15 protein-coding genes are annotated in these 22,128 nt (G+C 70.5%); 6 read left to right on the top strand and 9 right to left on the bottom strand.

Annotated features, from left to right (window positions below; genetic code table 11):
* Positions 1-82 precede the first annotated feature (82 nt).
* On the top strand, positions 83-2,056 hold the full coding sequence (locus tag FHW12_RS12265; protein WP_182531305.1) for a ferritin-like domain-containing protein: 1,974 nt from the start codon (positions 83-85) through the stop codon (positions 2,054-2,056).
* Positions 2,057-2,080: 24 nt separating this feature from the next.
* Here the strand turns inward: FHW12_RS12265 and FHW12_RS12260 are convergent, their stop codons facing one another.
* The 3 genes from FHW12_RS12260 to FHW12_RS12250 form a co-directional block, all read right to left on the bottom strand.
* Positions 2,081-5,092: a ligand-binding sensor domain-containing diguanylate cyclase gene (locus FHW12_RS12260; RefSeq protein ID WP_182531304.1), complete on the bottom strand. Its 3,012-nt coding sequence runs from the start codon at positions 5,090-5,092 to the stop codon at positions 2,081-2,083.
* A gap of 347 nt (positions 5,093-5,439) precedes the next feature.
* Positions 5,440-8,256 carry a PKD domain-containing protein gene (locus FHW12_RS12255; RefSeq protein WP_182531303.1) on the bottom strand — a complete coding sequence of 939 codons (2,817 nt, stop codon included), beginning with the start codon at positions 8,254-8,256 and terminating at the stop codon, positions 5,440-5,442.
* A 331-nt stretch (positions 8,257-8,587) separates the two neighbouring features.
* Complete coding sequence (locus tag FHW12_RS12250; RefSeq protein WP_182531302.1) at positions 8,588-10,606, bottom strand: thioredoxin domain-containing protein; 2,019 nt, start codon at positions 10,604-10,606, stop codon at positions 8,588-8,590.
* A gap of 116 nt (positions 10,607-10,722) precedes the next feature.
* On the opposite strand from FHW12_RS12250, the gene FHW12_RS12245 reads away from it, so the two are divergent.
* Both FHW12_RS12245 and FHW12_RS12240 read left to right on the top strand, forming a co-directional pair.
* On the top strand, positions 10,723-11,196 hold the full coding sequence (locus tag FHW12_RS12245; protein WP_182531301.1) for a transposase: 474 nt from the start codon (positions 10,723-10,725) through the stop codon (positions 11,194-11,196).
* Between the two features lie 83 nt (positions 11,197-11,279).
* Positions 11,280-12,485 (top strand): class I SAM-dependent rRNA methyltransferase, encoded by a 1,206-nt coding sequence (locus FHW12_RS12240; protein WP_220484423.1) that lies wholly within the window; start codon positions 11,280-11,282, stop codon positions 12,483-12,485.
* Between the two features lie 129 nt (positions 12,486-12,614).
* On the opposite strand, the gene FHW12_RS12235 is transcribed toward FHW12_RS12240, so the two are convergent.
* The 3 genes from FHW12_RS12235 to FHW12_RS12225 form a co-directional block, all read right to left on the bottom strand.
* Entirely contained in the window at positions 12,615-14,066 is a 1,452-nt protein-coding gene (locus FHW12_RS12235; protein ID WP_182531300.1) for a hypothetical protein, read from the bottom strand.
* Positions 14,067-14,262: 196 nt separating this feature from the next.
* Positions 14,263-17,112, bottom strand: coding sequence for a serine/threonine-protein kinase (locus FHW12_RS12230; protein WP_182531299.1), 2,850 nt, complete (start codon positions 17,110-17,112; stop codon positions 14,263-14,265).
* 26 nt (positions 17,113-17,138) lie between these two features.
* A complete protein-coding gene (locus tag FHW12_RS12225; RefSeq protein WP_182531298.1) occupies positions 17,139-17,738 on the bottom strand; it encodes an ECF-type sigma factor in 600 nt (199 codons plus the stop codon).
* Between the two features lie 243 nt (positions 17,739-17,981).
* On the opposite strand from FHW12_RS12225, the gene lgt reads away from it, so the two are divergent.
* The 3 genes from lgt to FHW12_RS12210 all read left to right on the top strand — a co-directional run bounded on the left by lgt (position 17,982) and on the right by FHW12_RS12210 (position 20,291).
* Positions 17,982-18,887 (top strand): prolipoprotein diacylglyceryl transferase, encoded by a 906-nt coding sequence (lgt, locus tag FHW12_RS12220; RefSeq protein WP_310735220.1) that lies wholly within the window; start codon positions 17,982-17,984, stop codon positions 18,885-18,887.
* Positions 18,887-19,681 (top strand): thymidylate synthase, encoded by a 795-nt coding sequence (locus FHW12_RS12215; RefSeq protein ID WP_182531297.1) that lies wholly within the window; start codon positions 18,887-18,889, stop codon positions 19,679-19,681. The genes lgt and FHW12_RS12215 overlap by 1 nt, the downstream gene beginning before the upstream one ends.
* Before the next feature lie 121 nt (positions 19,682-19,802).
* A complete protein-coding gene (locus FHW12_RS12210; protein ID WP_182531296.1) occupies positions 19,803-20,291 on the top strand; it encodes a dihydrofolate reductase in 489 nt (162 codons plus the stop codon).
* A 51-nt stretch (positions 20,292-20,342) separates the two neighbouring features.
* On the opposite strand, the gene FHW12_RS12205 is transcribed toward FHW12_RS12210, so the two are convergent.
* The 3 genes from FHW12_RS12205 to FHW12_RS12195 form a co-directional block, all read right to left on the bottom strand.
* On the bottom strand, positions 20,343-21,092 hold the full coding sequence (locus tag FHW12_RS12205) for a glucose 1-dehydrogenase (RefSeq protein WP_182531295.1): 750 nt from the start codon (positions 21,090-21,092) through the stop codon (positions 20,343-20,345).
* Positions 21,093-21,181: 89 nt separating this feature from the next.
* Complete coding sequence (locus tag FHW12_RS12200; protein WP_182531294.1) at positions 21,182-21,475, bottom strand: ArsR/SmtB family transcription factor; 294 nt, start codon at positions 21,473-21,475, stop codon at positions 21,182-21,184.
* A 243-nt stretch (positions 21,476-21,718) separates the two neighbouring features.
* Positions 21,719-22,117: a hypothetical protein gene (locus FHW12_RS12195; RefSeq protein WP_182531293.1), complete on the bottom strand. Its 399-nt coding sequence runs from the start codon at positions 22,115-22,117 to the stop codon at positions 21,719-21,721.
* Positions 22,118-22,128 lie beyond the last annotated feature (11 nt).

Genomic DNA, 22,128 nt, shown 5'->3' with positions numbered 1-22,128 from the left:
TGGTCGCGGCGTAGAGTCCGCACGCCAGCCACGCCGCGGACGCATCGTCGTCCGCACATCGCGCCGACGCGCCGGAGCCCGCATGACCCGCCTCAGTGACCGTGAAACGAAGAGCAGCCGCGAACAGGTGCTTCACCAGCTCTACGAGGCGGCCGAGCTCGAGCACTGCCTCATGTGCACGTACCTCTACGCGGCGTTCTCGCTCAAGACCGACGCCGCCGATGGCCTCGCGCCGGCGCAGCTCGAGGCGACGCGGCGCTGGCGTGACGTGCTGCTGCAGGTCGCGATCGAGGAAATGGGCCATCTCGTGGCGGTGTGGAACATCACCTCCGCGCTCGGTGGCGCGCCGCGCATCGGCCGCTTCAACCTGCCGCTCGATCCCGGCGCGCTGCCGGCGAGCGTCGTGGTCAAGCTCGCGCCGTTCGACGCGGCGACGCTGCAGCATTTCATCTTCCTCGAGCGGCCCGCGGGGTCGGACGAGGCAGACGGCGAGGGCTTCGCGCTCGAACGCGCGTTCACGCGCGGCGCACCGGGCAAGCGCATCACGCCGATGGCGATGGACTACGACACGGTCGGCGCGTTCTACGAGGCGATCGGCCAGGGCCTGCGCGACCTCGTCGAGCAGTGGGGCGAGGCGACGACATTCTGCGGTGACCCCGCGCTGCAGCTGACCGCGGCGGAAGCCGGGCTGCCGAACGCCGCGCGCGTGATCTGCTCGAAGACCGCGCTCGCCGCGTTCAACGCGATCGTGACGCAGGGCGAGGGTGCGCCGAGCCACGTGGAAGGCTCGCACTACCAGAAGTTCGCGGCGATCCGCCGCGAGCTCGCCGAGCTGTGCGCGCAGGCGGCGGATTTCCGGCCCGCGTTCCCGGCCGCGACGAACCCGGTGCTGCGCAGTCCGCCGCGCGCGGAAGGCCGCGTGCGCATCGAGGACCCGACCGCGGTCGCCGTGGTCGACCTCGCGAGCAGCTGCTACGGCCTCATGCTGCGCCTGCTCGCGTACGCGTACGCCGTGCGCTCGGGCGACGCCGACAAGAATCTCTCGATCGACCTCGCGATCGGCCTCATGCACGCACTCGTGCCGCTCGCCGAACTCGCCGCACGCCTGCCGGCGGCGCCGGGTTCGAACGTCAACGCGGGCGTCTCGTTCATCGCGTTGCGCGACGCCGCGGCGTTGCCGCCGGGACCGTCGGCGCGCCGCATGTTCTGCGAGCGCTTCGAACAGATCGCCGACGCGGCGCAAGCGCTCGCCGTGCAGCCGCATGCGCGCGCGAAGGCGGCCAACGAGGTGATCGCAGGGCTCGCCGCACGCGCGCTGGCGGGGTTCGACCTCGGCGCGACCGCGCCGCCGCGCGACATCGCCGCGACGCCGGCGAGCGCACCTGCGGCCGCTCCGTCCGCGCCCGCGACGCCGGCTGCGCCCGCGATCGAAGTGGTCGAAGCCGACGACGTGACGCTCATCTACGAAGGCAAGCGCTGCATCCATGCGCGCTTCTGCGTGACCGGCGCGCCGACGGTGTTCCTCGCCAACGTGCAGGGGCCGTGGCTGCATCCGGAAACGCTCGGCGTCGACCGCCTCGTCGAGGTCGCGCACGCGTGCCCGTCCGGCGCGATCCGGTACACGCGCAAGGACGGCAAGCCCGACGAGCCGGCGCCGCCGGTCAACCTCGCGCGCGTGCGCGAGGCCGGACCGTACGCGTTCCACGCCGAGCTCGTCATCGACGGCAAGCCGGCCGGCTATCGCGCGACCTTGTGCCGCTGCGGCGCGTCGAAGAACAAGCCGTTCTGCGACGGCAGCCACCACGACGTCGCGTTCGCGGCGACCGGCGAGCCGCCGACGACGAGCCAGACCGACATGCTGCCGCAGCGCGACGGCCCGCTCGCGATCGAACCGCAGCGCAACGGTCCACTGCACGTGCGCGGCAACCTCGAGATCGTGAGCGGTACCGGCCGCATGGTGAGCCGCGTGACCGACGTGCGCCTGTGCCGTTGCGGCGGCAGCGCGAACAAGCCGTTCTGCGACGGCACGCACGCGCGCATCGGTTTCACGGGCTGAGTCGCGCCGACCGGCGCGGCGACGTCACGGCACGCGGTCGTCGGCGCTGCGCACGCGGTCGCGGCCGTCGCGCTTGGCCTGGTACAGCGCGATGTCGGCATCGCGCAGCAACGCGTGCGCGTCCGCGGTGCTCGCGAGCATCGCGCTGGCGACACCCGCGCTGATCGTCACGCGGCGGACCTGCGACGTGCCCGGCACCGCGATGTCGCGCGTGGCGATCGCGGCGCGGATGCGCTCGGCGAGCGCGACCCCGGTGGTCGCGTCCGCGTCCGGCAGCAGGCAGGCGAATTCCTCGCCGCCGTAGCGCGCGACGAGCGCTTCGGGCGGCGCGCCGTCGCGCAGCGCGCGCGCGACCGCGCGCAGCGCCTCGTCGCCGGCGGGGTGGCCGTGGCGGTCGTTGTAGGCCTTGAAGTGGTCGACGTCGACGAGGATCAATGCGGCCTGGCGCGCACGCACGGGATCGCGTTCGAGTGTTTCGAGCAGGCGGCGCCGGTTGGCGAGGCCGGTCAGCGCGTCGACGTAGGAGAGCTCGAGCAGGCGCGCGTTCGCCTCGTTGAGTTCGAGCGTGCGTGCGGCGACGCGTTGCTCGAGTTCGCGCCGCTGCACCTTCAGCATGCGCACGCGCAGCATCACCGCCGCGTAGCCGAGCAGCACGAGCGCCGCCGCGCCGGCGACGCGTGCCCAGGCCTCCTGCCACCAGCGCGCCTCGACCTCGATCGGCACGTCGAGCGGCGTGCTGACGTTGCCGGCGTAGTCGCGGCCTTCGATGCGCAGGTGGTAGCGACCCGGCGCGAGGGCGTTGAACGTGCGCGAACTCTGCGCGGTCCATTCGCCGGGTACGTCCTCGTAGCCGAGCAGTTGCGAGCGGTAACGCGATTCGCCTTCGCGCTGCCACGACAGCAGCGCGTAGTCGATCGCGATTTCGTGCGCGCCGGGCGCGACGTGCAGCGACGCCCCTTCGACCGGGCGTTCGTCGAGGCGCAGGCCGATCAGCCGCAGCGCCTTCGGCTGCGTGTCCTGCGCCGCGCGCTGCGGGTCGTACACGGTCAGGCCGCCGAGCGTCCCGGTCCAGTAGCGGTCGTGCGCATCGACGAACTGCGCGTTGCGGTTGCACTCGTCGTGCACCATGCCGTCGCGGCGCGTGAACACGCGCGAGGTGTATCCGTGCGCCTGCGGCGTGAGCTGTTGCACGCCATTGTTGGTGCAGACGTAGATGCGTCCCTGATGATCCTGCAGCGCGCTGTACGCGGTCGAATCCGGTGGCGGCGGCAGCGCGTCCGCGAGCACGCACGGGTGCTGCGGGTCGGCGACGTCGAGGCGCACGATGCCCGCGCTCGTCGTGCCGATCCACAGGACCGGCGTGCCGTCCGCGGCGGCGATGAGGTCCGCGCCGATGAGCTCGAGGTCGGGCAGGCCGGCGTCGCGACCGAGCAGGGTCCACTGCGCGCCGTCGTAGCGCGCGAGGCCCTGGTTCGTGGTCGCCCACAGCCAGCCGCGTGCGCCGACGTGCTGCTCGACGAGCGTGCCGACGCGCCATGGCGCGACGACGCCGGGCGGCCCCGCCGCGTCCCAGCGGCCGTCGCGCCAGCGATACAGTCCGGACGTGCGCGTGCCGACCCAGCGTTCGTGGCGGCCGTCGCGCGTCGTCGCGAGCAGTGCGGTCACTGCTTCTTCGGTGCGCTTGCGCCACGGCGTGTCGACGGGCTCGAACACGGGGCCGCCGCGTGCGCGCAGCAGGTGGCCGTAGCGCAGGCCGACCCACAGCGTCGGCACGCCGTGCTCGTCCGGCGCTTCGGTGATCAGGCGCACGCTCGAATCGGGCAGCGCGCCGTTGGCCTGGCTGAAGGTGCGCCAGCGACCCTGTTCGAACAGGCCGATGCCTTCGTCGCTCGAGCCCACCCAGAGGCGTTCGCCGCCGCGGCCGTCGGCTTCGACGCGCACCGCGAACACGCCGGTCGCGTGCATGCCCATCAGCGACGCGGTGAGCCACTGGTTCGCGCCGACGATCGTGCGCGCGACACCCGCTTCGGTCGCGAGCCACAGCACCTCGTCGCCATTCGGGCTGCGCCAGGTGCTGAGGCCGCGCACGGCGTCCGCGGGCAGGCCGTGGCGGCGGTCGAACGCCTGCGCATGCTCGCCGATGATGCGCACGAGCCCCGAACGCGAGGACACCCACAGTGCGCGGTCGCCGTTGGGCAGTGGCGTCTCGCCGATGTCGTAGATGTCGTTGGTCGGCAGCTCGCCCCGCTCGCGCGTCCACGCGCGCAGGCCGTCGCCGGTCAGGCGCCAGAGGCCGGTCGCGAACACGCTGATCCACAGTTCTTCGCGGCCGGCGTGCTCCGTCGCGTAGAGGAATTCGACCTGGCCCGGGTCGAAGCCGTCGGCGCGGTAGCGCTGCCACGCGCCGCCGTCTTCGCGGAACCACAGCCCGTTCGATCCGCTGCCGGCCCATTCGCGCGGGCGTCCGCCGATGCGGCGGGTCTGCGCCATCGAGAGGATCGCGCCGGACGGCAGTTGTGCGTTGCCCGGGTCCGCGATCCAGCGGCCGTCGCGATGTTCGAGCAGGCCGATGTCCCAGCTGAGCGCCCACAGGTGCACGCGACCGGCGTCGTCGCGGGTTTCGGCGAAGCGGCGGATCTGCTGCGAGGGCAGGCCGCTCGCGCGATTCTCGACGTGCCAGTGCGCGCCGTCGTAGCGCGCGAGGCCGTCTTCGCGGAATGCCGCCCACAAGGTTCCTTCCGCGTCGCGCCAGAGGCTGTCGACCGATCGATCCATGCCGGGATCGGCGCTCGCGGCCCAGTGGCGCCCGTCGTAGCGATAGACGCCGGCTGGCGAAGCGAGCCAGACGAAACCGTCGCGGTCGACCTGGGTCGCGACCGTGACGGTCGCGGGCACGCCGTCCCGTGTCGAGAAGTTCGTGAACGACGGCGCGCCGATGTCGAACAGGTCGAGCGGTTCGACCGCGGGCGCCGCCACGGCGGATCGCGCCCCGAGCAACAACACCAGCAGCAAGGAAATAACGACGACTCTCGACATGACCCCTGACCGCACCCTTGATCCGATTATGCCGGAGGATGCGCGGATCGCCGCGCGGCGAACCTGAACGGGCTCGACGGGCGCGTCGGGTGGGGGACGACGTTGCTGTCGCGTGCGAGAAAAAAGAAAGCCGCATTGCTGCGGCCGGGAGTAGTAAGAAGTGGTCGTGGCCCCCAGGGCCTTCTTGTCGTTGTACCCCTCTCGCGCCGTGTGGGGATGAAGGCGACCGGAGGGTTCCGCTCGCCTTCACGCGACGCGATCGTCGGGTCCTTCTCGACTCGGCGAGTCCGGCTTGCGCCGGACTCGCTGGCGATCCGTCCATGGATCGCCCCATTCCGAACGACCGGCTACGGTGTGTACGTCGCCTTGAGCGTGATGCCCGAGGCGGCGGTGTAGCCGTAGATGCGGATGTAGTACGTGCCCGCCGCCGGCGAGTTGATCGAGCACGTTTCGTTGTTGCCGCTCACCCACGAGCGGCAGGTGTACGTCGACGTCGTCGGCGCGGAGCCGAGGCGCACGTACAGGTCACCGTCGCCGCTGCCGCCGGTGGTCGTCACCGTGAGGTTGGTGCGGCCCGACGGCACGACGATCGTGTACGTGGTCGAGTACGCATGCAGGCCCGCGGAGATTCCGGTCACCGGCACGCCGTTCGTGAGCACCGTGCCGCCGCCACCACCGGTCGAATAGCTGCCGGTGAGGCTGAGGCCGGTGAAGCTCGCGTACGCGCGCACCATGACGTAGTAGGTGCCGACCTGCGGTGCCGCGAACGTGCAGGTTTCGCTCGACGAGCTCGTGTACGGACGGCAGTCGTAGCTCGACGTGGTCGGCGCGCTGCCGAACTTCACGTAGAGGTCGGCGTCGCCGTTGCTGCCCGAGGTCGCGAACACGAGGTTGGTCGCGCCGGCCGGCACGTCCATCGTGTAGACGGCGGTGTTGGTGCCGGTGGTCGCCGACAGGCCGGTGACGGGCACGCCGTTCTGCAGCACGTTGCCGCCGCCGGTGGAGACGGTGACCGAGCTCGTCTTGGTGTTGGTGGCGCCGCCGTTGTCGGTGACGGTGAGCGAGACGCTGTAGGTGCCGGCGCTGGCGTAGGTGTGGCTCGGGTTGGTCGCGGTCGAGGTGCCGCCGTCGCCGAAGGTCCACGCGCGCGAGGCGATCGTGCCGTCGCTGTCGGTGGAGCTGTCGGTGAAGGTGGCGGTGAGGCCACTGGTGGTGAAGCTGAAGTTCGCGACCGGCGGCGTGTTGGTCGGCGAGCTGACCGAGACCGAGGTGGTCTTGGTGTTGGTGGCGCCGCCGTTGTCGGTGACGGTGAGCGAGACGCTGTAGGTGCCCGCGCTGGCGTAGGTGTGGCTCGGGTTGGTCGCGGTCGAGGTACCGCCGTCGCCGAAGGTCCACGCGCGTGAGGCGATCGTGCCGTCGCTGTCGGTGGAGCTGTCGGTGAAGTTGGCGGTGAGGCCGCTCGTCGTCACGCCGAAGTTCGCCACCGGCGGCACGTTGCCGCCGCCACCACCGCAACCGGCGAACTTGAAGCTGCCGATGCGCGTGCGCCAGCTGAAGCTGCCGTTCGCGGCGTAGTACTCCTGCGTGTACCAGAACGTGCAGTCGTCGACCGGATCGACCGTGAGGTCGCTGTAGTCGCCCCAGCGGTTGCCCGAGCCGGTCTGGCTGCCACCGCCGTCGAACAGGTGCGTTTCGGTCTGCGTGATCGTGTTGAGCGCGTCACCCGCGAGGCGGCCCGCGTAGCGGATCTGCGGATTGATCGTGCTGCTCGAGGCGGAGTACGCGAGCGCGAGGTTGCCCTGGCCGTCCATTGCCGCGCTGCCCATCCAGCGCCAGGTGGTGTCGGGCTGGTAGGTGCTTTCCTGGAACACGCTCGGCGTGCCCGAAGTGCCGTTGCGCAGTTCGAACCAGCGGATGCCCGCGACGTTGTTCGCCTTCACCGTGTAGTTGCCGACGAGCGACTCGTGGTCGCTGAACTTGCGGTAGGCGAGGCGGAACATCAGGCGGTCGTCGAGGGCATTGAGGTAGTTCGACGAGCTGGCCTTGGTCGGCACGCAGGCCGACGTGCTGCCGCACGGCTGCGTGAACGCGGCCGCGGCGGGGCTGCCGGCGAGCGTGAACGTCGTGTTCGACGGCGTCACGTAGTCGGCGTGGAAGCGATAGGTCTTGTACGTGGTGGTGTCGGGATACTCGACGAACACCTCGGGCGCGCCCGTCGACGGCAGGGTCGAGCCGTCGAGGTCGGCCGGCATCAGCGGTGCGTTGCTGGAGCCGAGCGACGTCGTGGTCACGTACGCGGCGCTGGTCGCGCCCGCGATCATCGCGGCGCGATCGAACGCGAACGGCTGGGGACGCAGGTAGGCGGTGCCGGCCGTGTTGAACACGTTCATCGCCATGTAGTAGCCGTCAGGCCACACGCCGAGGTGCGGATAGTCGTAGAACTCCGAACCGAGGTGATAGCCGTAGCGCTTGTAGCTGCCGGTCGCGTCGGCGCTCGTCGATACCGCGATGCACTCGTCGGTGATCGTGCTGCCGCCGGCGAACTGCGTGATCACCCAGCGGTCCGCGATCTGGTCGTACAGCACGATCGGGTCGCCGTGGCCGGACGTCTCGCAGACGCCGCCGAAGCCGGCCCAGATCGACGAGGTCGCACGCGGGCCGAGCAGCGAGGCGCCGGTCGTCTTGTCGAACACCTGATAGCCCGCGTTGGTCATCTGCACGTACTGCGTGCGGCCGACTTCACCGTTGGTGTCGGGCGGCGCGCAACCGCACGAGCCGACGCCCATGCCGTCGAAGTTGAGGATCGGTGCGGGCATCGCCGCATTGGTCACGTGGCCGATGTTCTGGACGATCGGGTCCTTGCCGTCGACATGGTGGCCCGGGATGCGCCAGTTCTCCGCTGCTTCGCGTTCGTCCGACGAACGTTCGCTGACGGCGCCCTTCCATTCGGGCAGGTAGTAGAGCGGCAGCGACGTGTCGCTCTGGTAGGACATGCCGTAGACGATCGTCTGGCCGTGTGCGTTGACGACCGCGTTCGGCTGCATGTCCGGAGGCAGTCGCGTGTACGAGGACGCCGATGCGGTGGCGGACAGCGTGAGGCCGCCGAGCATCGCGAGCGCCGCTGCGGCGAGCAGGTTGCGCCGCAGACCGAGTTCGAAATTCACGATTTGATCTCCCCATCAAGGACGTTGGCAACGCCGCGGCGCACCGCGGCACCGTCGCAAGCTCCGTTGCTCCCCGGTCGCGTCCGTCTCGTCGCGCAGCCCCTCTCTTGGCGGCGCGGGAGATTCGTTTTGCGAAAGATCCGGGTGTGCCCGGATCACGGGGACCGGTCCTGTGCCGGCCTTCGACACAAAACGATGGGACCATAGCACCATGTCATATCCGTCTGGAAGCGGATACGCATGAGTCTTGAGGCCTATTTCACGTATCCGTGCATACTGCAACGCAGCATGCCGTGGCGGCGCGCGGCCATGCCTGCGGGACGCGGCGGGCTCAAGCCAGATGTGCGACGAGCGCGGCCGGATCGGTGACCGGCGGCAGGCAACGGAGCCCGCGGCAGACGTAGGCGACTCCGCCCGGCGCGTGCGACTGCTGCGCGAGCACGCCCGGCAGCGTAACCGCTGGTGGGATGCGCCAGAGAGCGGTGCCGGTGGTGCGCGCGTGCTCGATTGCGGTGCACCAGTGCGTGGCTTCGTCGTCGGTGGCGCGCAGCACGACGATCGTGCGCGGTTCGAGGTGGTCGCCGAGCGCGAGCAACAGGCTGCAGCACGCATGCGGCAGTTCGGCGAGCGTCGGCCACGCCGCGCGCAGGCAGCGCTCGGTCGCGTCGATCCAGCGCGGCTCGCCGACCAGGTGACCGAGTGCGAGCAGCGCCCGCGCGGCGACGCCGTTGCCGGCGGGCAGCGATTCGTCGATGAACGGCTTCGGCCGCTGCGGCAGCGGTTCCGCGTCGTGCGCGGTGAACCAGAATCCGCCCTGCTCGCGGTCCTCGAAGCGCGCGAGCAGCGCATCGGCGAGGGCGATCGCCCAGGCGAGATCGCGCTCGCGCCAGCGCAGCTGCAGCATCGCGACGAGCGCATCGAGCAGGAACGCATGATCGTCGAGATAGGCCGCGAAGCGCGCGCGGCCGCTCGCGTGGCACGCGTACAGGCGACCGTCGATCCAGGCGTTCGCATGCAGGAAGTCGAGCGCGCGTTCCGCCGCGGCGAGCAGCGGCGCATCCGCGACGTCGCGGGCCGCGCGCGCGGCACCGGCGATCGCGAGCGCATTCCACGCGGTGAGGATCTTGTCGTCGAGGCCGGGACGCACGCGGCGTTCGCGCACGGCGAGCAGTTTCGCCTCGGCCGTCGCGCGTCGCGCCGCCACTTCCCCGACGCCGAGGCCGAGAGCCGTCGCGATGTCGACGACCGGCCGCTTCATGACCAGGTGCCAGGCATGGCCTTCGAAGTTCGGCGCGCGGTCGAGTCCGTACAACGGTTCGACGACGGCGTACTCCGCGGCATCCAGCGCGGCGCGCACGTCGTCGCGATGCCAGACGTAGTAGCGGCCTTCCTCGCCTTCGGAATCGGCGTCGTACGAACTCCACAGGCCGCCTTCGGGTGCCTGCAGTTCGCGTTCGAGCCAGCGCGCGCACGCGCTCGCCGCGTGTGCGAACGCCGGCTCGCCGAACACGCGCGCCGCGCGCGCGTACTGCGGCAGCAGCTGCGCGTTGTCGTACAGCATCTTCTCGAAATGCGGGATCTCCCAGCGCTCGTCGACGCAATAGCGGAAGAAGCCGCCGCCGAGGTGGTCGGTCAGGCCGCGCTCGGCCATGCCGGCGAGCGTGCGGTGCGCCATCTCGCGCGCATCGGCGCCCTGCGCGAGCAGCCATTCGATCTCGCTCGCGTGCGGGAACTTCGGTCCACCGAGATGGCCGCCGTTGTCGCGATCGAATCCGCGCGCGATGCGTGCGAGCGCGTCGCGCGCCGGCGCATCGTCGAGCATGCCCGCATGCGTCGTCTCGCGGCCGTGTTCGGCGAGGAAGCGGGCGAGCGCGCCGTTCTGCGCGCGGACTTCGTCCGGCTTGTCGTCGTGCCAGGCGCGCACCGCGCGCAGCACCTGCGCGAATGCGGGCATGCCGTGGCGCGGCATCTCGGGGAAATACGTGCCCGCGTAGAACGGCACGAGGTCGTCGGCGCCGAGGAACATCGTCAGTGGCCAGCCGCCGCCGCGTCGCGCGAGTGCCTGGTGTGCGAGCTGATACACCTTGTCGATGTCGGGCCGCTCCTCGCGATCGACCTTGATGTTCACGTACAGCGCGTTCATGAGCGCCGCGGTCGCCTCGTCCTCGAAACTCTCGTGTGCCATCACGTGGCACCAGTGGCACGCGGCGTAGCCGATCGACAGCAGGATCGGCTTGCGTTCGCGCCGCGCGGTCGCGAGCGCCTCGTCGCACCACGGCCACCAGTCGACCGGGTTGTGCGCGTGCTGGCGCAGGTACGGGCTCGTTTCGTCGGCGAGGCGGTTGCTCATGGCTGCAGTCTACGCCGCGACCCGGCGACGACGCGCACGCCCGGCCATGCATTTCGTACAGGTGGGCGCGCGCGTCGCCGGTCGCCGCACACGCGGGCGCTTGCGACGATCGCCGCATGGACACCCCGAGCTGCGCCGCAAACGTGAAACCGGACCGCCGATGCGATGCGCTCGGCGAGGGACGCATCTACCGCGTCGATTTCGCCACTCTCGATCACGCGAGGACGTTCGCCGACTGGACGCTCGCCTGCGCCGCCGCGCGCGCGTTCGGCGAAACGCGCGTCTGGCGCACGTCGCAGCTGCTCTGCTGGGCCTTGCTGCCGGATCGCTGGCACGGCCTCGTACGGCTCGCCGGGCTCGATTCGCTGCCGATCCTCGTCGCGCGGCTGAAGGCGGTCGCGGCGGGCTCGGTCAACCTCGCCGCGGGCCGCAGCGGCGCGGTCTGGGCGCGCGGCTGCCACGAGCGCGCGGTGCGGCCCGACGAGGACTGCGCGGCGATCGCGCGCGAGATCGTGCGCGAGCCGGTGCGCGTGGGCCTGTGCCGGCGCGTCGGCGAGTATCCGTTCTGGGACGCGTCGTGGCTCGCGTGACGCCGCGGCATCGCGTCGCGCCGAGTTGTGGCGCCGGCGCCGGCGCGCTACCGTGCGCCGCTCCGCGTGCCGCAGGCCATCCCGTGTCCGAGTCGATCGAGTATCCCGCCCTCTACCTCAAGCGCGGCGAGGACGCGCGCCTGCGCGCCGGGCACCTGTGGGTGTTCTCGAACGAGATCGACGTCGCGCGCTCGCCGCTCGGCGAGTTCGCGCCCGGCGACGTCGTCGCGATCGTCGACCATCGCGGCAAGGCGATCGGCGTCGGCTACGTGAACCCGAACTCGCTGATCGCCGCGCGCCTCGTCGTGCGTGGCCTCGAGCATCCGTTCGACCGCTCGCTGATCGTGCATCGCCTCAACATCGCGCTCGCGTTGCGCCAGCAGCTCTACGCGGAGCCGTACTACCGGCTCGTGTTCGGCGAGAGCGACGGCCTGCCGGGCCTCACGCTCGACCGCTTCGGCGACGTCGTCGTCGGCCAGATCACGACCGCGGGCATGGAGCGGCAGAAGGACGCGATCACCGACGCGATCGTCAAGGTGCTCGCGCCGCGCCAAGTGTGGTGGAAGAACGACGCCGGCATCCGCGCGATGGAGCAGTTGCCCATGTACGCCGACCTCGGCCATGGCGAATATGGCGGTGAGGTCGTCGCGAAGGAGGGCGGCCTCGTGTTCGGCGTCGATCCGGTCGGTGGGCAGAAGACCGGCTGGTTCTACGACCAGCGCGAGAATCGCGACGGGCTCGCGCGCTTCGTGACCGGCAAGCGCGTGCTGGACATGTTCAGTTACCTCGGTGGCTGGGGCATCCGCGCGGGCGCGTACGGCGCGCGCGAAGTCGATTGCGTCGACGCCTCGGCGGCCGCGGTCGAGGCGACGGCGCGCAACATCGAGCGCAACGGCCTCGCCAATCGCGTGAAAGCGCTGCGCGCCGACGCGTTCGACCACCTCAAGGCGTTGCGCGAGGCGCGCGAACGCTACGACGTCGTGATCCTCGATCCGCCCGCGTTCATCAAGCGGCGCAAGGACTTCAAGGAAGGCAGCCTCGCCTACCGGCGACTCAACGAGCTCGGCATGCAGGTGCTCGCGCGCGACGGCATCCTCGTGACCTGTTCGTGCTCGCACCACATGCCGCGGCAGGCGCTGCTCGACGGCGTGCAGCAGGGTGCGCGGCACCTCGACCGCCAGGTGCAGATGCTCGTCTCGCTGCAGCAGGGGCCGGACCACCCGGTGCACCCGGCGATCCCCGAGACCGACTATCTCAAGGGCTACATTCTGCGGGTGCTCCCCGCCTAGGGCGGCGTGCGCACGTACGCCGCTTCCGCATGCGGGTGTCGCGCGAACGGGCATGGATCCGCGTAGGGCGGCACGCGAGGCGTGCCGCCGGTCCCGCACGAAGCGCATTGCCCGAACCGCTGCGATGAATCAGTACCCGTCGAGGCCGTCGATGAAGATCGCGTCGCCCTCGAAACGCGCGACCGCGAAGTCGTAGTCGTTCAGCCCACTGCCGGCGTCGCGCTGCCACAGGCGCGAACCGGTGAGCACGATGCGACCGCGGTCGATCAGCAGCGCGCCACCGGTGTTGTCGGTCGGCTGCGCGTCGTCGTGGTGTTCGAACGCGACCGCCTTGATCCAGCTCGGGTTCACGCCGACCGTCGCGAAACTCAGGTCCGCGGTGCCATCGGCGAGGAAACGGCCGACCCAGAGCAGGCGGTCGGGATCCGCGCTGTCAGGCGCGCTGGCAGTCGAGCCGGAAACGAGGATCCGGTTGGTGTCGAAGTCCACCGCGAGGCCGCCGACGGTGAGGTCCTCGAGCAGCGTTCCCCGCACGTGGTTGCCTTCGTTGCCGAATGCCTGCGCGGGGAACGCGCCGTCGGTCTGCAGGCGCGCCAGGATGAGGTCGGCACCGGTGTTGTCCGCAGCAGTGCCGGCCATCATGAGGTAGCCGTTGCGATCGAACTTCAGCCCGCGTACCTGTTCGTCGAAGCGTGTCGCCGTCTGCGTGAAGGTCAGCGTGCGCTTGCCCTGGTAGGCCTCGCTGCCGGTGCAGGTCGTCGCGTTCGGGCAGAACGTGGCGTCGAGCGCGCCGCTGCCGCTGTTCATCTTGGCGATCGCGAAATCGTGGTTGGAGAACACGTTCGTGTACGCGTAGCCGCCGACGTAGAGCCACGTACCGGCGAGCAGCAGGGTCGTCGCACCGTCGTCGTCGCCTCCGGCGTGGTTGCCGTCGAGGTCGAACGGCACCGTCTGAATGCCGTCACCGCCACCGAAACCGGTGTCCGGCGCGGCGTCGGTCTCACGCAGGCGCATCACGAAGAAATCGTAGTCGCCCGGATCCGTGCGCTGCGCCGATCCGGCGAGGTAGATGTAACCGCTCTCGCCGATCGTGATGGCGTTGACGCGGTCGTCGCCATCCACGGCGTAGTCGACCGGCACGATGCGACAGCCGGTCGGGCCGACCTGCGTGTCCGGCGTGCCGTCGGCGGCATAGCGGCAGACGAACGGGTCGTGGTCGAGCGGATTCATCGCGTAGCCGCCGACGACGATGCGGCCGGCGAAGTCCGTCGCTGCGACGGTCGGGGTCGCGTTGGCGGGCAGCGGTCGAGTGACGTAGCCGCCGCCGAAGGTCGCGTCGATCTCGCCGTCCGGCAGCAGGCGCACGAAGCCGACGTAGCCGTAGTCGGCATAGCCGACCACGGTGTAGCGGCCGGCCGAATCGACGAACGTGGCGATCGCGGTGTCGAGCCGGCTGGTCGACAGGTCGAAGGCGATCGTGCGCTTGCCGTCGCTGCCGAAGCGCAGGTCGAGGTCGCCGTCGCGGGCGGTGCAGGTGGCGGCGCCGAGCAGCAGGGTGGCGGCGATGATCGGGCGGAACATGGCGAAACTCCTCGGGTTCGGGGCCGGTCCACGCGGGCGCGCACCGTGCACGCATCGCGACCGTCGCTGGCAGTTACGCAGCGGCGGGGCGAAAGCGGCAATTTCGTGATCGCTGCGTTCCCAGCCGTGCGCGCGGCCGCGGCCCTCGCGGCCGCGCGGCTCTACGGGTACGACGCGCGAGCGACCCGACAGGTTTTCAGCGCGCGAGGGGCAGGCGCGCGAGCAGCGCGCGCGTCGCGACGGTCTCGGCGTCGTCGCGGCCGAGCTTCGCTTCCTGCGTGGTGAGCGCGCGTTCGAGCAGCGGACGCACCTGCGTCGCTGCTTCGTGTTGTGCTTCACGCACGAGTGCGAGTTGCACGAGGCAGGTCGCCGTGCGCGGGCCGTCAGGATAGTCGTCGGTGTCGAACGCGATGAAGCAGCGCTCGAGCTGCTCGCGCGCGCCGGCGAGATCGCCGCGTTCGCGCAGCACGCGTCCGAGCAGGGTCGTCGTCCAGGGATAGACGCGCACGTCGCCGTGGTTCGCTTCGGCCTGCAGCGCGACGTTCGCACGCAGCAGGCGTTCGGCCTCGTCGAGCCGCTGCGTGCGCTCGAGCAGGAGCGCGAGCGTGTTGGTCGCCGACTCCTGGTTGCGCGGCGGATCGAGGCGGCGCGACATCTCGTACGCCTGCCGCAGCAACGGCTCCGCCGTCGCGGCGTCGCCGGATTCGAACAGCGAGGCACCGTATCCGGTCAGCGCCGAGCGCGTGCTCGAGTGTTCGGGGCCGTACGCGGTCCGCCAGATCCGCCAGGCCTCGCCGAACGAGCGTGCCGCTTCGGCATAGCGATGGCGCGTGTACAGGCTCACGCCGTGGTTGCTGAGCGGGGTGGCGACTTCGACGTGATCGGTGCCGAACACCGCGCGTCGCGCCGCGATGTTGCGTTCGAACAGGGCATCCGATTCGTCGTATTGGGCCGAATTCGCCAGTGCGAAAGCGAGCTCGCCTTCGGTCGACAGGGTGAGCGGGTGGCGTTCGCCGTGCACGCGCCGATGCAGCACATGCGCTTCGCGCAGGTGCGCGATCGCCTGCTGTGGCTGCGCGACCGCGGCTTCCGCCGCGGCGAGCTCGTGCAGGCGCGAGGCGACGATCGGGTCGTCGGGATCGACGCGCCGCGCGAGCGCGAGTGCTTCCTCGTGTGCGGCGAGCGCCTCCTCGCCGCGCGCCTGCAGGCGGCGCAGGTTGCCGAGCGTGGCGAGCGCGTCCGACAGGCTCGCCGGCGTCGCGCGCGCGTCCGCGCGCAGTGCCGCGACGACACGCTCGACACGCTCGCCGGCGGCATCGAGGTGGTCCGTCTCCTCGTCGATGCGCACGCGCCGCAGCTCGCCTTCGATGCGCAGCGGATCGGTCGGCGCGTGCGCGGCGAGCAGGCGCAACGCGGCGTCGGCGCTGGTCGTGGCCGCGTCGTAGCGGCCGTCTTCGAACTGCGCCTCGGCGAGGCGCAGCCATGCGCGCGCGAGTTCGTCGTCGTCGCGGTCCGGGCGCGCGAGCAGCGCATCGCGCGCCTGCTCGAGCAGCACGACGCTGCGCGCGTCGTCGCCGAGCGAGGTGTAGATCGCGCCAAGGTCGGACAGCAGTGCGCCGCGCACCGCGGGCTGGTCGGCGAGACCGGTCTCGGCGCGGCGAGCACCAAGGTCGAGCACCTCGCGCAACGACACGTCGCGGCCGCGCGCCTGGTCGGGATCGACCGCGGCGAACAGCCCAGTCGTGAACTCGCGCACCGCCTGCGCGGTCTGCGCGTTGCGCGTGGCGATGCGCGCCTGCCACAGCGTCGCGCCGATGCCGGCCAGCGCGGTCGCGAGGAGCAGCGTGCTCGCCGCGAAGCCGACGCGGTGGCGCCGCACGAACTGCGCGAGGCGGCGCCAGCGCGGTGTCGGCCGGCTCAACAGCGGACGCCGTTCGAGCCAGGCGCGCAGGTCCGCGGCGAGCGCGTCGACGCTCGCGTGGCGCTGCTCGGGCGCTTTCGCGAGCGCGATCGAAAGGATCTGCGCGAAGTCGGCGTCGAGTGCGGCGCGCAAGCCGGCCGGCGTCGTGCCGCGCGCCGCGGCGAGCGCTGGCGCGTCGACGCCGGCGCGCTGCAGCGCGCGCGCGGGTCGTTCGGCTTCCTGCTCGAGTACGGCTTGCGCGAACGCCTGCCGCGTCGATGAGGGCGTGCGGTACGGCAACAGGCCGGTCGCGAGCTCGAACAGCAGCACGCCGAGCGCGTAGACGTCGGTCGCGGTCGAGACCGCTTCGCCGCGCACCTGTTCCGGCGCCGCGTAGGTCGGCGTCATCAGCAGCATGCCGGTCGCGGTCGCGCTCGCGTCGTCGTCCTCGAGCAGCTTGGCGATACCGAAGTCGAGCAACTTGACGCGGCCGTCGCCGTCGACGAGCACGTTGGCCGGCTTGAGGTCGCGGTGCACGACGAGGTTGCGGTGCGCCCAGGCGACCCCGTCGAGCACGTCGAGGAACAGGCGCACGCGCGCGCGCAGCGGCAGCGCGCGTGCATCGCACCAGCGGTCGATCGGTTCGCCTTCAACGTACTCGAGCGCGAACCACGGGCGGCCGTCGGCGTCGACGCCACCGTCGAGCAGGCGCGCGATGCGATCGTGCGCGAGGCGCGCGAGGATGCCGCGCTCGCGCCGGAAGCGCGCGCGGGCTTCGGCGCCATCCAGGCCGCCACGCACGCGCTTTAGCGCGACGCGTTGCTCGAAGCCCTGCTCGTCGCGGCGCGCGAGCCAGACCACGCCCATGCCGCCGCGGCCGAGTTCACGCACCAGGCGGTACGGACCGATGCGCTCGGGCGGGTCATCGACGTCGTCGATGCCGGCAGCGAACAGCGGCGCGCCCCAGGCCGCCGCGCCGCCGTCGAGTGGCGCGGGCTGCGCGTGCGCGGCGAGCAGCGCCTCGACTTCGGCGCGCACCGCAGGCGGCACCGTCGTGTCATCGCCGAGCAAGCGCGCGCGCGCGGCCGGTGCGGCATCGAGGCAGGCGTCGAACAGCGCCTTCACTTGCGGCCAGTCGCGATGCACGTGCGGTCCCTCGGTGATGCCTTTGGCTACGCGTTACGCAATCCGGCGCCGGAACCGGCAAGGACGGCGTCGCCGAGGCCGAGTTCGCGTGCGAGCACGGCGCGCGCGAGCGCCCAGTCGCTGCGCACCGTGCGCTCGGACAAGTCGAGCTCGGCGGCAATCTCGCCGAACGTGAAGCCGCCGAAGAAGTGCCATTCGACGACCTTCGCCGCGCGCTCGTCGTGCTCGGCGAGGCGGTCGAGCGCTTCGTCGACGAGCAGCAGCTCCTCGGCGCGGCGGTCGGCGATTTCGTGCGCGCCGTCGAGGCCGGTATGCGCTTCGCGCCCGCCGCGCTTGTCGGCGAGTCGGCTGCGCGCCTGGTCGACGAGGATCTGGCGCATCGCGCGTGCGGCGAGGCTGAAGAAGTGCGCGCGGCTCGCCAGCGCGCCCGCGTGGTGCGCGGCGAGCTTCGCGTACGCCTCGTGCACGAGCGCGGTGGTGTTGAGCGTCGCGCCGGGGTTGCGCCGGAGCTCGGCCGCGGCGATGCGCTTGAGGTCGGCGTAGATCTGGGCGAACGCGGCTTCGCGCGCGGAGGCGTCGCCGCCCTGCGCGCGGTTGAGCAGCTCGGTGAGGTCCGTCTGGGCCATGTGTCCTTCCCCTCGCGGGCAGGCTAGCACGCACCGCTGGGGGGGTGAAGGCGAACCGTGGCCGACCCGCGCGACGCTCGGAAACCGTCGCGGAAGAAACCGCCAGCCTGCCGCTGCGAGTGGCGCGCGCGGCATCGGAGATCCCGGAACGAGAACGGGCGCGCATCTCGGCGAGTCGTCCGCCAAGATGCGCCGCCACCGCCGACCGGGCACAATGGAGATCCGCCGCTCGCCTGCCGCCTCGTGTCCCACTATTTCGTCGACATCGACCCCGTCGCATTCTCGCTCGGCCCGGTGCAGGTGCACTGGTACGGCATCATGTACCTCGTCGGCTTCGGCATCGCCTGGTGGCTCGGCCAGCGCCGGCTCGCGGCGGGGCGACTGCCGGTCACGCGCGACGAGTTCTCCGACCTCTGCTTCTACCTCATGCTCGGCGTGATCCTCGGCGGGCGCATCGGCTACATGGTGTTCTACAACACGGCCGAGCTCGTGGCGCATCCGCTCAGCCTCGTGCGCGTCTGGGAAGGCGGCATGTCGTTCCACGGCGGCTTGCTCGGCGTGCTCGTCGCGGGCTGGCTGTGGACGCGGCGTCGCGGCCTGAACTACTTCGACACGATCGACTTCGTCGCGCCGCTCGTACCGATCGGCCTCGGCCTCGGCCGCCTCGGCAACTTCATCGGCGGCGAGCTCTGGGGCCGACACACCGACGTCGCCTGGGGCATGATCTTCCCGCGCGCGCTCGAAGCGCTCGACAAGACGCGCGAGGAGTTGCACGCGATGTACCTCGCGGGCCAGCTCGAGCACGAGGCGCGCCACCCATCGCAGTTGTACGAGTTCGGCCTCGAGGGCATCGTGCTGTTCACGGTGCTCTGGTTCTACTCGCGCAAGCCGCGCCCGCGCTACGCGGTGTCGGGCCTGTTCGCGCTGCTGTACGGCTGTTTCCGCTTCGGTGTCGAGTTCGTGCGCGAACCCGACGTGCAGCTCGGTTTCCTCGCGTTCGACTGGCTCACGATGGGCCAGATCCTGTCGTTGCCGCTGATCCTCGTCGGGCTGTTCCTGCTCTGGCGTTCGCGTTCGGCGCCGACGGCGCGCCTGTACTCGGTGGCGATGCCGGACGCAGGCACGGCCAAGCCCGAAGGAGGGGCGTGATGCGCGCGTACCTCGACTTGCTGCGCCACGTGCTCGAACACGGCACCGAGAAGGCCGATCGCACCGGTACCGGCACGCGCAGCGTGTTCGGCTGGCAGATGCGCTACGACCTCGCCGAGGGTTTCCCGCTCGTCACCACGAAGAAGCTGCACCTCAAGTCGATCGTGCACGAACTGGTCTGGTTCCTGCGTGGCGAGACGAACGTGCGTTATCTCAAGGACAATGGCGTCTCGATCTGGGACGAGTGGGCGGATGCGGACGGCGAGCTCGGCCCGGTCTACGGCAAGCAATGGCGCAGCTGGTCCGCGCCGGACGGCCGCACGATCGACCAGATCGCCTGGGTCGTCGACGAGATCCGCCGCAACCCCGATTCGCGCCGGCTCATCGTCAGCGCCTGGAACGTCGCCGACCTGCCGCGCATGGCGCTGCAGCCGTGCCACACGATGTTCCAGTTCTACGTCGCGAACGGGCGCCTGTCGTGTCAGCTGTACCAGCGCTCGGGCGACATCTTCCTCGGCGTGCCGTTCAACATCGCGAGCTACGCGCTGCTCACGCGCATGGTCGCGCAGGTGACCGACCTCGCGCCCGGCGACTTCGTGCACACGCTCGGCGACGCGCACCTGTATTCGAATCATTTCGACCAGGCGCGCGAGCAGCTTTCGCGCGCACCGCGACCGTTGCCGAAGCTCGTGCTGAATCCCGACGTGCGTTCGCTGTTCGACTTCCGCTACGAGGACGTCGCGATCGTCGACTACGCGCCGCACCCGGCGATCAAGGCGCCGGTCGCGGTGTGACCATGCGGTCGGCGATGCAGCGGAACCGCGCGGCGCTGCCCCCTCGACGCGACCGGCGCGTGCGATGCCGTGTCGGAAGTCGCCCGCTGACTTCCACGGGCCGGGCCGTCACACTACGCGGATGAAGATCTCGTTGATCGCCGCGCTCGACCGCCGGCTCGCGATCGGCCGCGACGGTGCGATGCCCTGGCACCTGCCCGACGACCTGCGCCGTTTCAAGGCGCTCACGCTCGGCCGGCCGGTGCTGATGGGGCGCAAGACCGCGCTCGCGATCGGACGCGCGCTGCCGGGGCGCGACAACCTCGTGCTCACGCGCGGCGACGTCGCGCCGTACGCGGGCCAGCTCGTCGTGCATTCGCTCGACCAAGCGATCGATCTCGCGCGTGCAGCAGGCGAGCTCGCGGTGATCGGCGGCGGCGAGGTCTACGCGCTCGCGTTGCCGCGCGCGACGCACCTGCATCTCACCTGGGTCGACACGATCGCCGAGGGCGCTGACGCGCATTTCCCCGCGTTCGATGCGCGCGATTGGGTCGAAACGGCGCGCGAACTGCATGCCGCCGATGTGCGGCATGCGTTCGCCATGACTTTCGTCGATTATTCGAGGCGCTGATGCAAGGTGCCTGCGGCACGCAGGCGCCATGCAGGTCGCGCGCCGGATGGATCAGCGCATCCCGCCGGAAGCCCGCAGGGTCTCGCCGGTGATCCAGCCCGAATCCGCCGAGGCGAGGAACACGGCGATCGACGCGATGTCGTCCGGCTGCCCGATGCGGCCGAGCGGCGTCTTCGCGACCATGTCCTTCTCGAGGTCGCTGCCGATGATGCCCATCGCATGCGTGCCTTCGGTCTCGACACCGCCGGGATTGATCGCGTTCACGCGGATGTTACGGGCCCCCAGCTCGTTCGACAGCACGTGCGTGATGGTGTCCACCGAACCCTTGGTGGCGGCGTAGACCGACGAGCCGGGCAGCCCGAGCTGGCTCGCCACGGAGCTGATGTTGATGACGCTGCCGCCGTCGTCGCCGAAGTGCTTCGACGCTTCCTGCGTCGCGAGAAGCAGGCCGAGGACGTTCGTGTTGAACTGGCGGTGGAACTCTTCCTCGGTCACCTGTTCCAGTGGAGCGAACTGGTAGACGCCGGCATTGTTCACCAGCACGTCGACCGCGCCGAACGCGCGCTTGGTCTCCGCGAAAAGACGCTGCACGTCGACCGCCTTCGCGACGTCGCCCTGTACCGCGATGGCCTTGCCGCCATCGGCCTCGATCTGCGCGACCACGCGATCGGCCCCTTCCTTGCTCGTCGCATAGTTGACGACCACGGATGCGCCGGCCGCAGCCAGCCCCTTCGCTATCCCCGCGCCGATGCCCTTCGACGCGCCCGTCACCACCGCCACTTTGCCTGCCAGCTTGCTCATGTTGGTTCCTTTCAGAATGGATTGACGATTAGACAATTGTCTAATCGTTGTATCGAAAAGGGGGCTCGGGCACTGCTTTCAAGGGGTGGTCAGATTTCCGCCAACTGATCGAGGTAGGCGCGCAGGACATCGCGTTGCACGCTCAGATGGGCGAACTTGCCTTCGCGCACGATGCGGATCAGTCCGGCGGCTTCCAACTCCTTGATGTGGTGGGAAATGGTCGCTGCACTGATGTTGTGCGTTTCCTGCAGGGTGCAGCACGGCATCGGCTTCGAATGCTCGCCGATCGCCCGCAGCATCTGGTAACGCCGAGGCTCCGCCAGCGCGCGTGCGACCAGCGAGAACTGAAGCTCGTCCAGTCGCTTCTTCCTGGTGGTCGCCATCACCTCACCTCGAGTCCTGCAACGCCCAGATGGTACCCGCTGTGGCGAAAAGCCAGTGCGCGCGACGAACTTCGCCGGCGGCGAGCGCCGCGTAGGGTGGGACGCAGCGGCGCGAAAACGCCCTGTCGATGCGAGGCGCATGGCGCGAGTCCCACCGTCCGGATCGCACGACGTCGCGTAGTGGCAGCCCGAGGGTCGCGGTGGGACTGGCCGCTGCTGCGTCCCACCCTTAGGCGCTTCGACCTACGGGTGCGGAACGTCGAGTATCCGTTTGCGTGCGTCCGCAGCCATCCTGCCGATATCGCTGTCGTCGGCCTGTATCGACTTGATCTGGCCGGCGAGTTCGATCTGTTTTCGCAACAGGCGCGCATTGCCGTCTCCGTCCGCTGCGCCGGCCGCGAGGGAGATCGTCGACGCCTGCAGGCGGCCGACCAGTAACTTCTGCAGCGATTCCGTCCGGCCTTCTTCGAGCAGGTGCAGGTAGAGCGTCGTGTCGCCGAGACTGTGGAGGCTGCCATCGCGCCATGCGGCGCCGATCATGTGGGCCGTCATGTCCGTGCAGAACCAGGCGACGCCGACGCCGCCGGCCACCGAACCGAGAAAGAGACCTGCCAATGCGACCAGTGCATACTTGATTCTCATGAGCGAGTCTC

The sequence above is a fragment of the Dokdonella fugitiva genome (genome assembly GCF_014138265.1).
Taxonomy (GTDB): domain Bacteria; phylum Pseudomonadota; class Gammaproteobacteria; order Xanthomonadales; family Rhodanobacteraceae; genus Dokdonella_A; species Dokdonella_A fugitiva_A.
The sequence above is the reverse complement of the archived record's forward strand: the minus strand, read 5'-3'. Positions and strand labels throughout refer to the sequence as shown.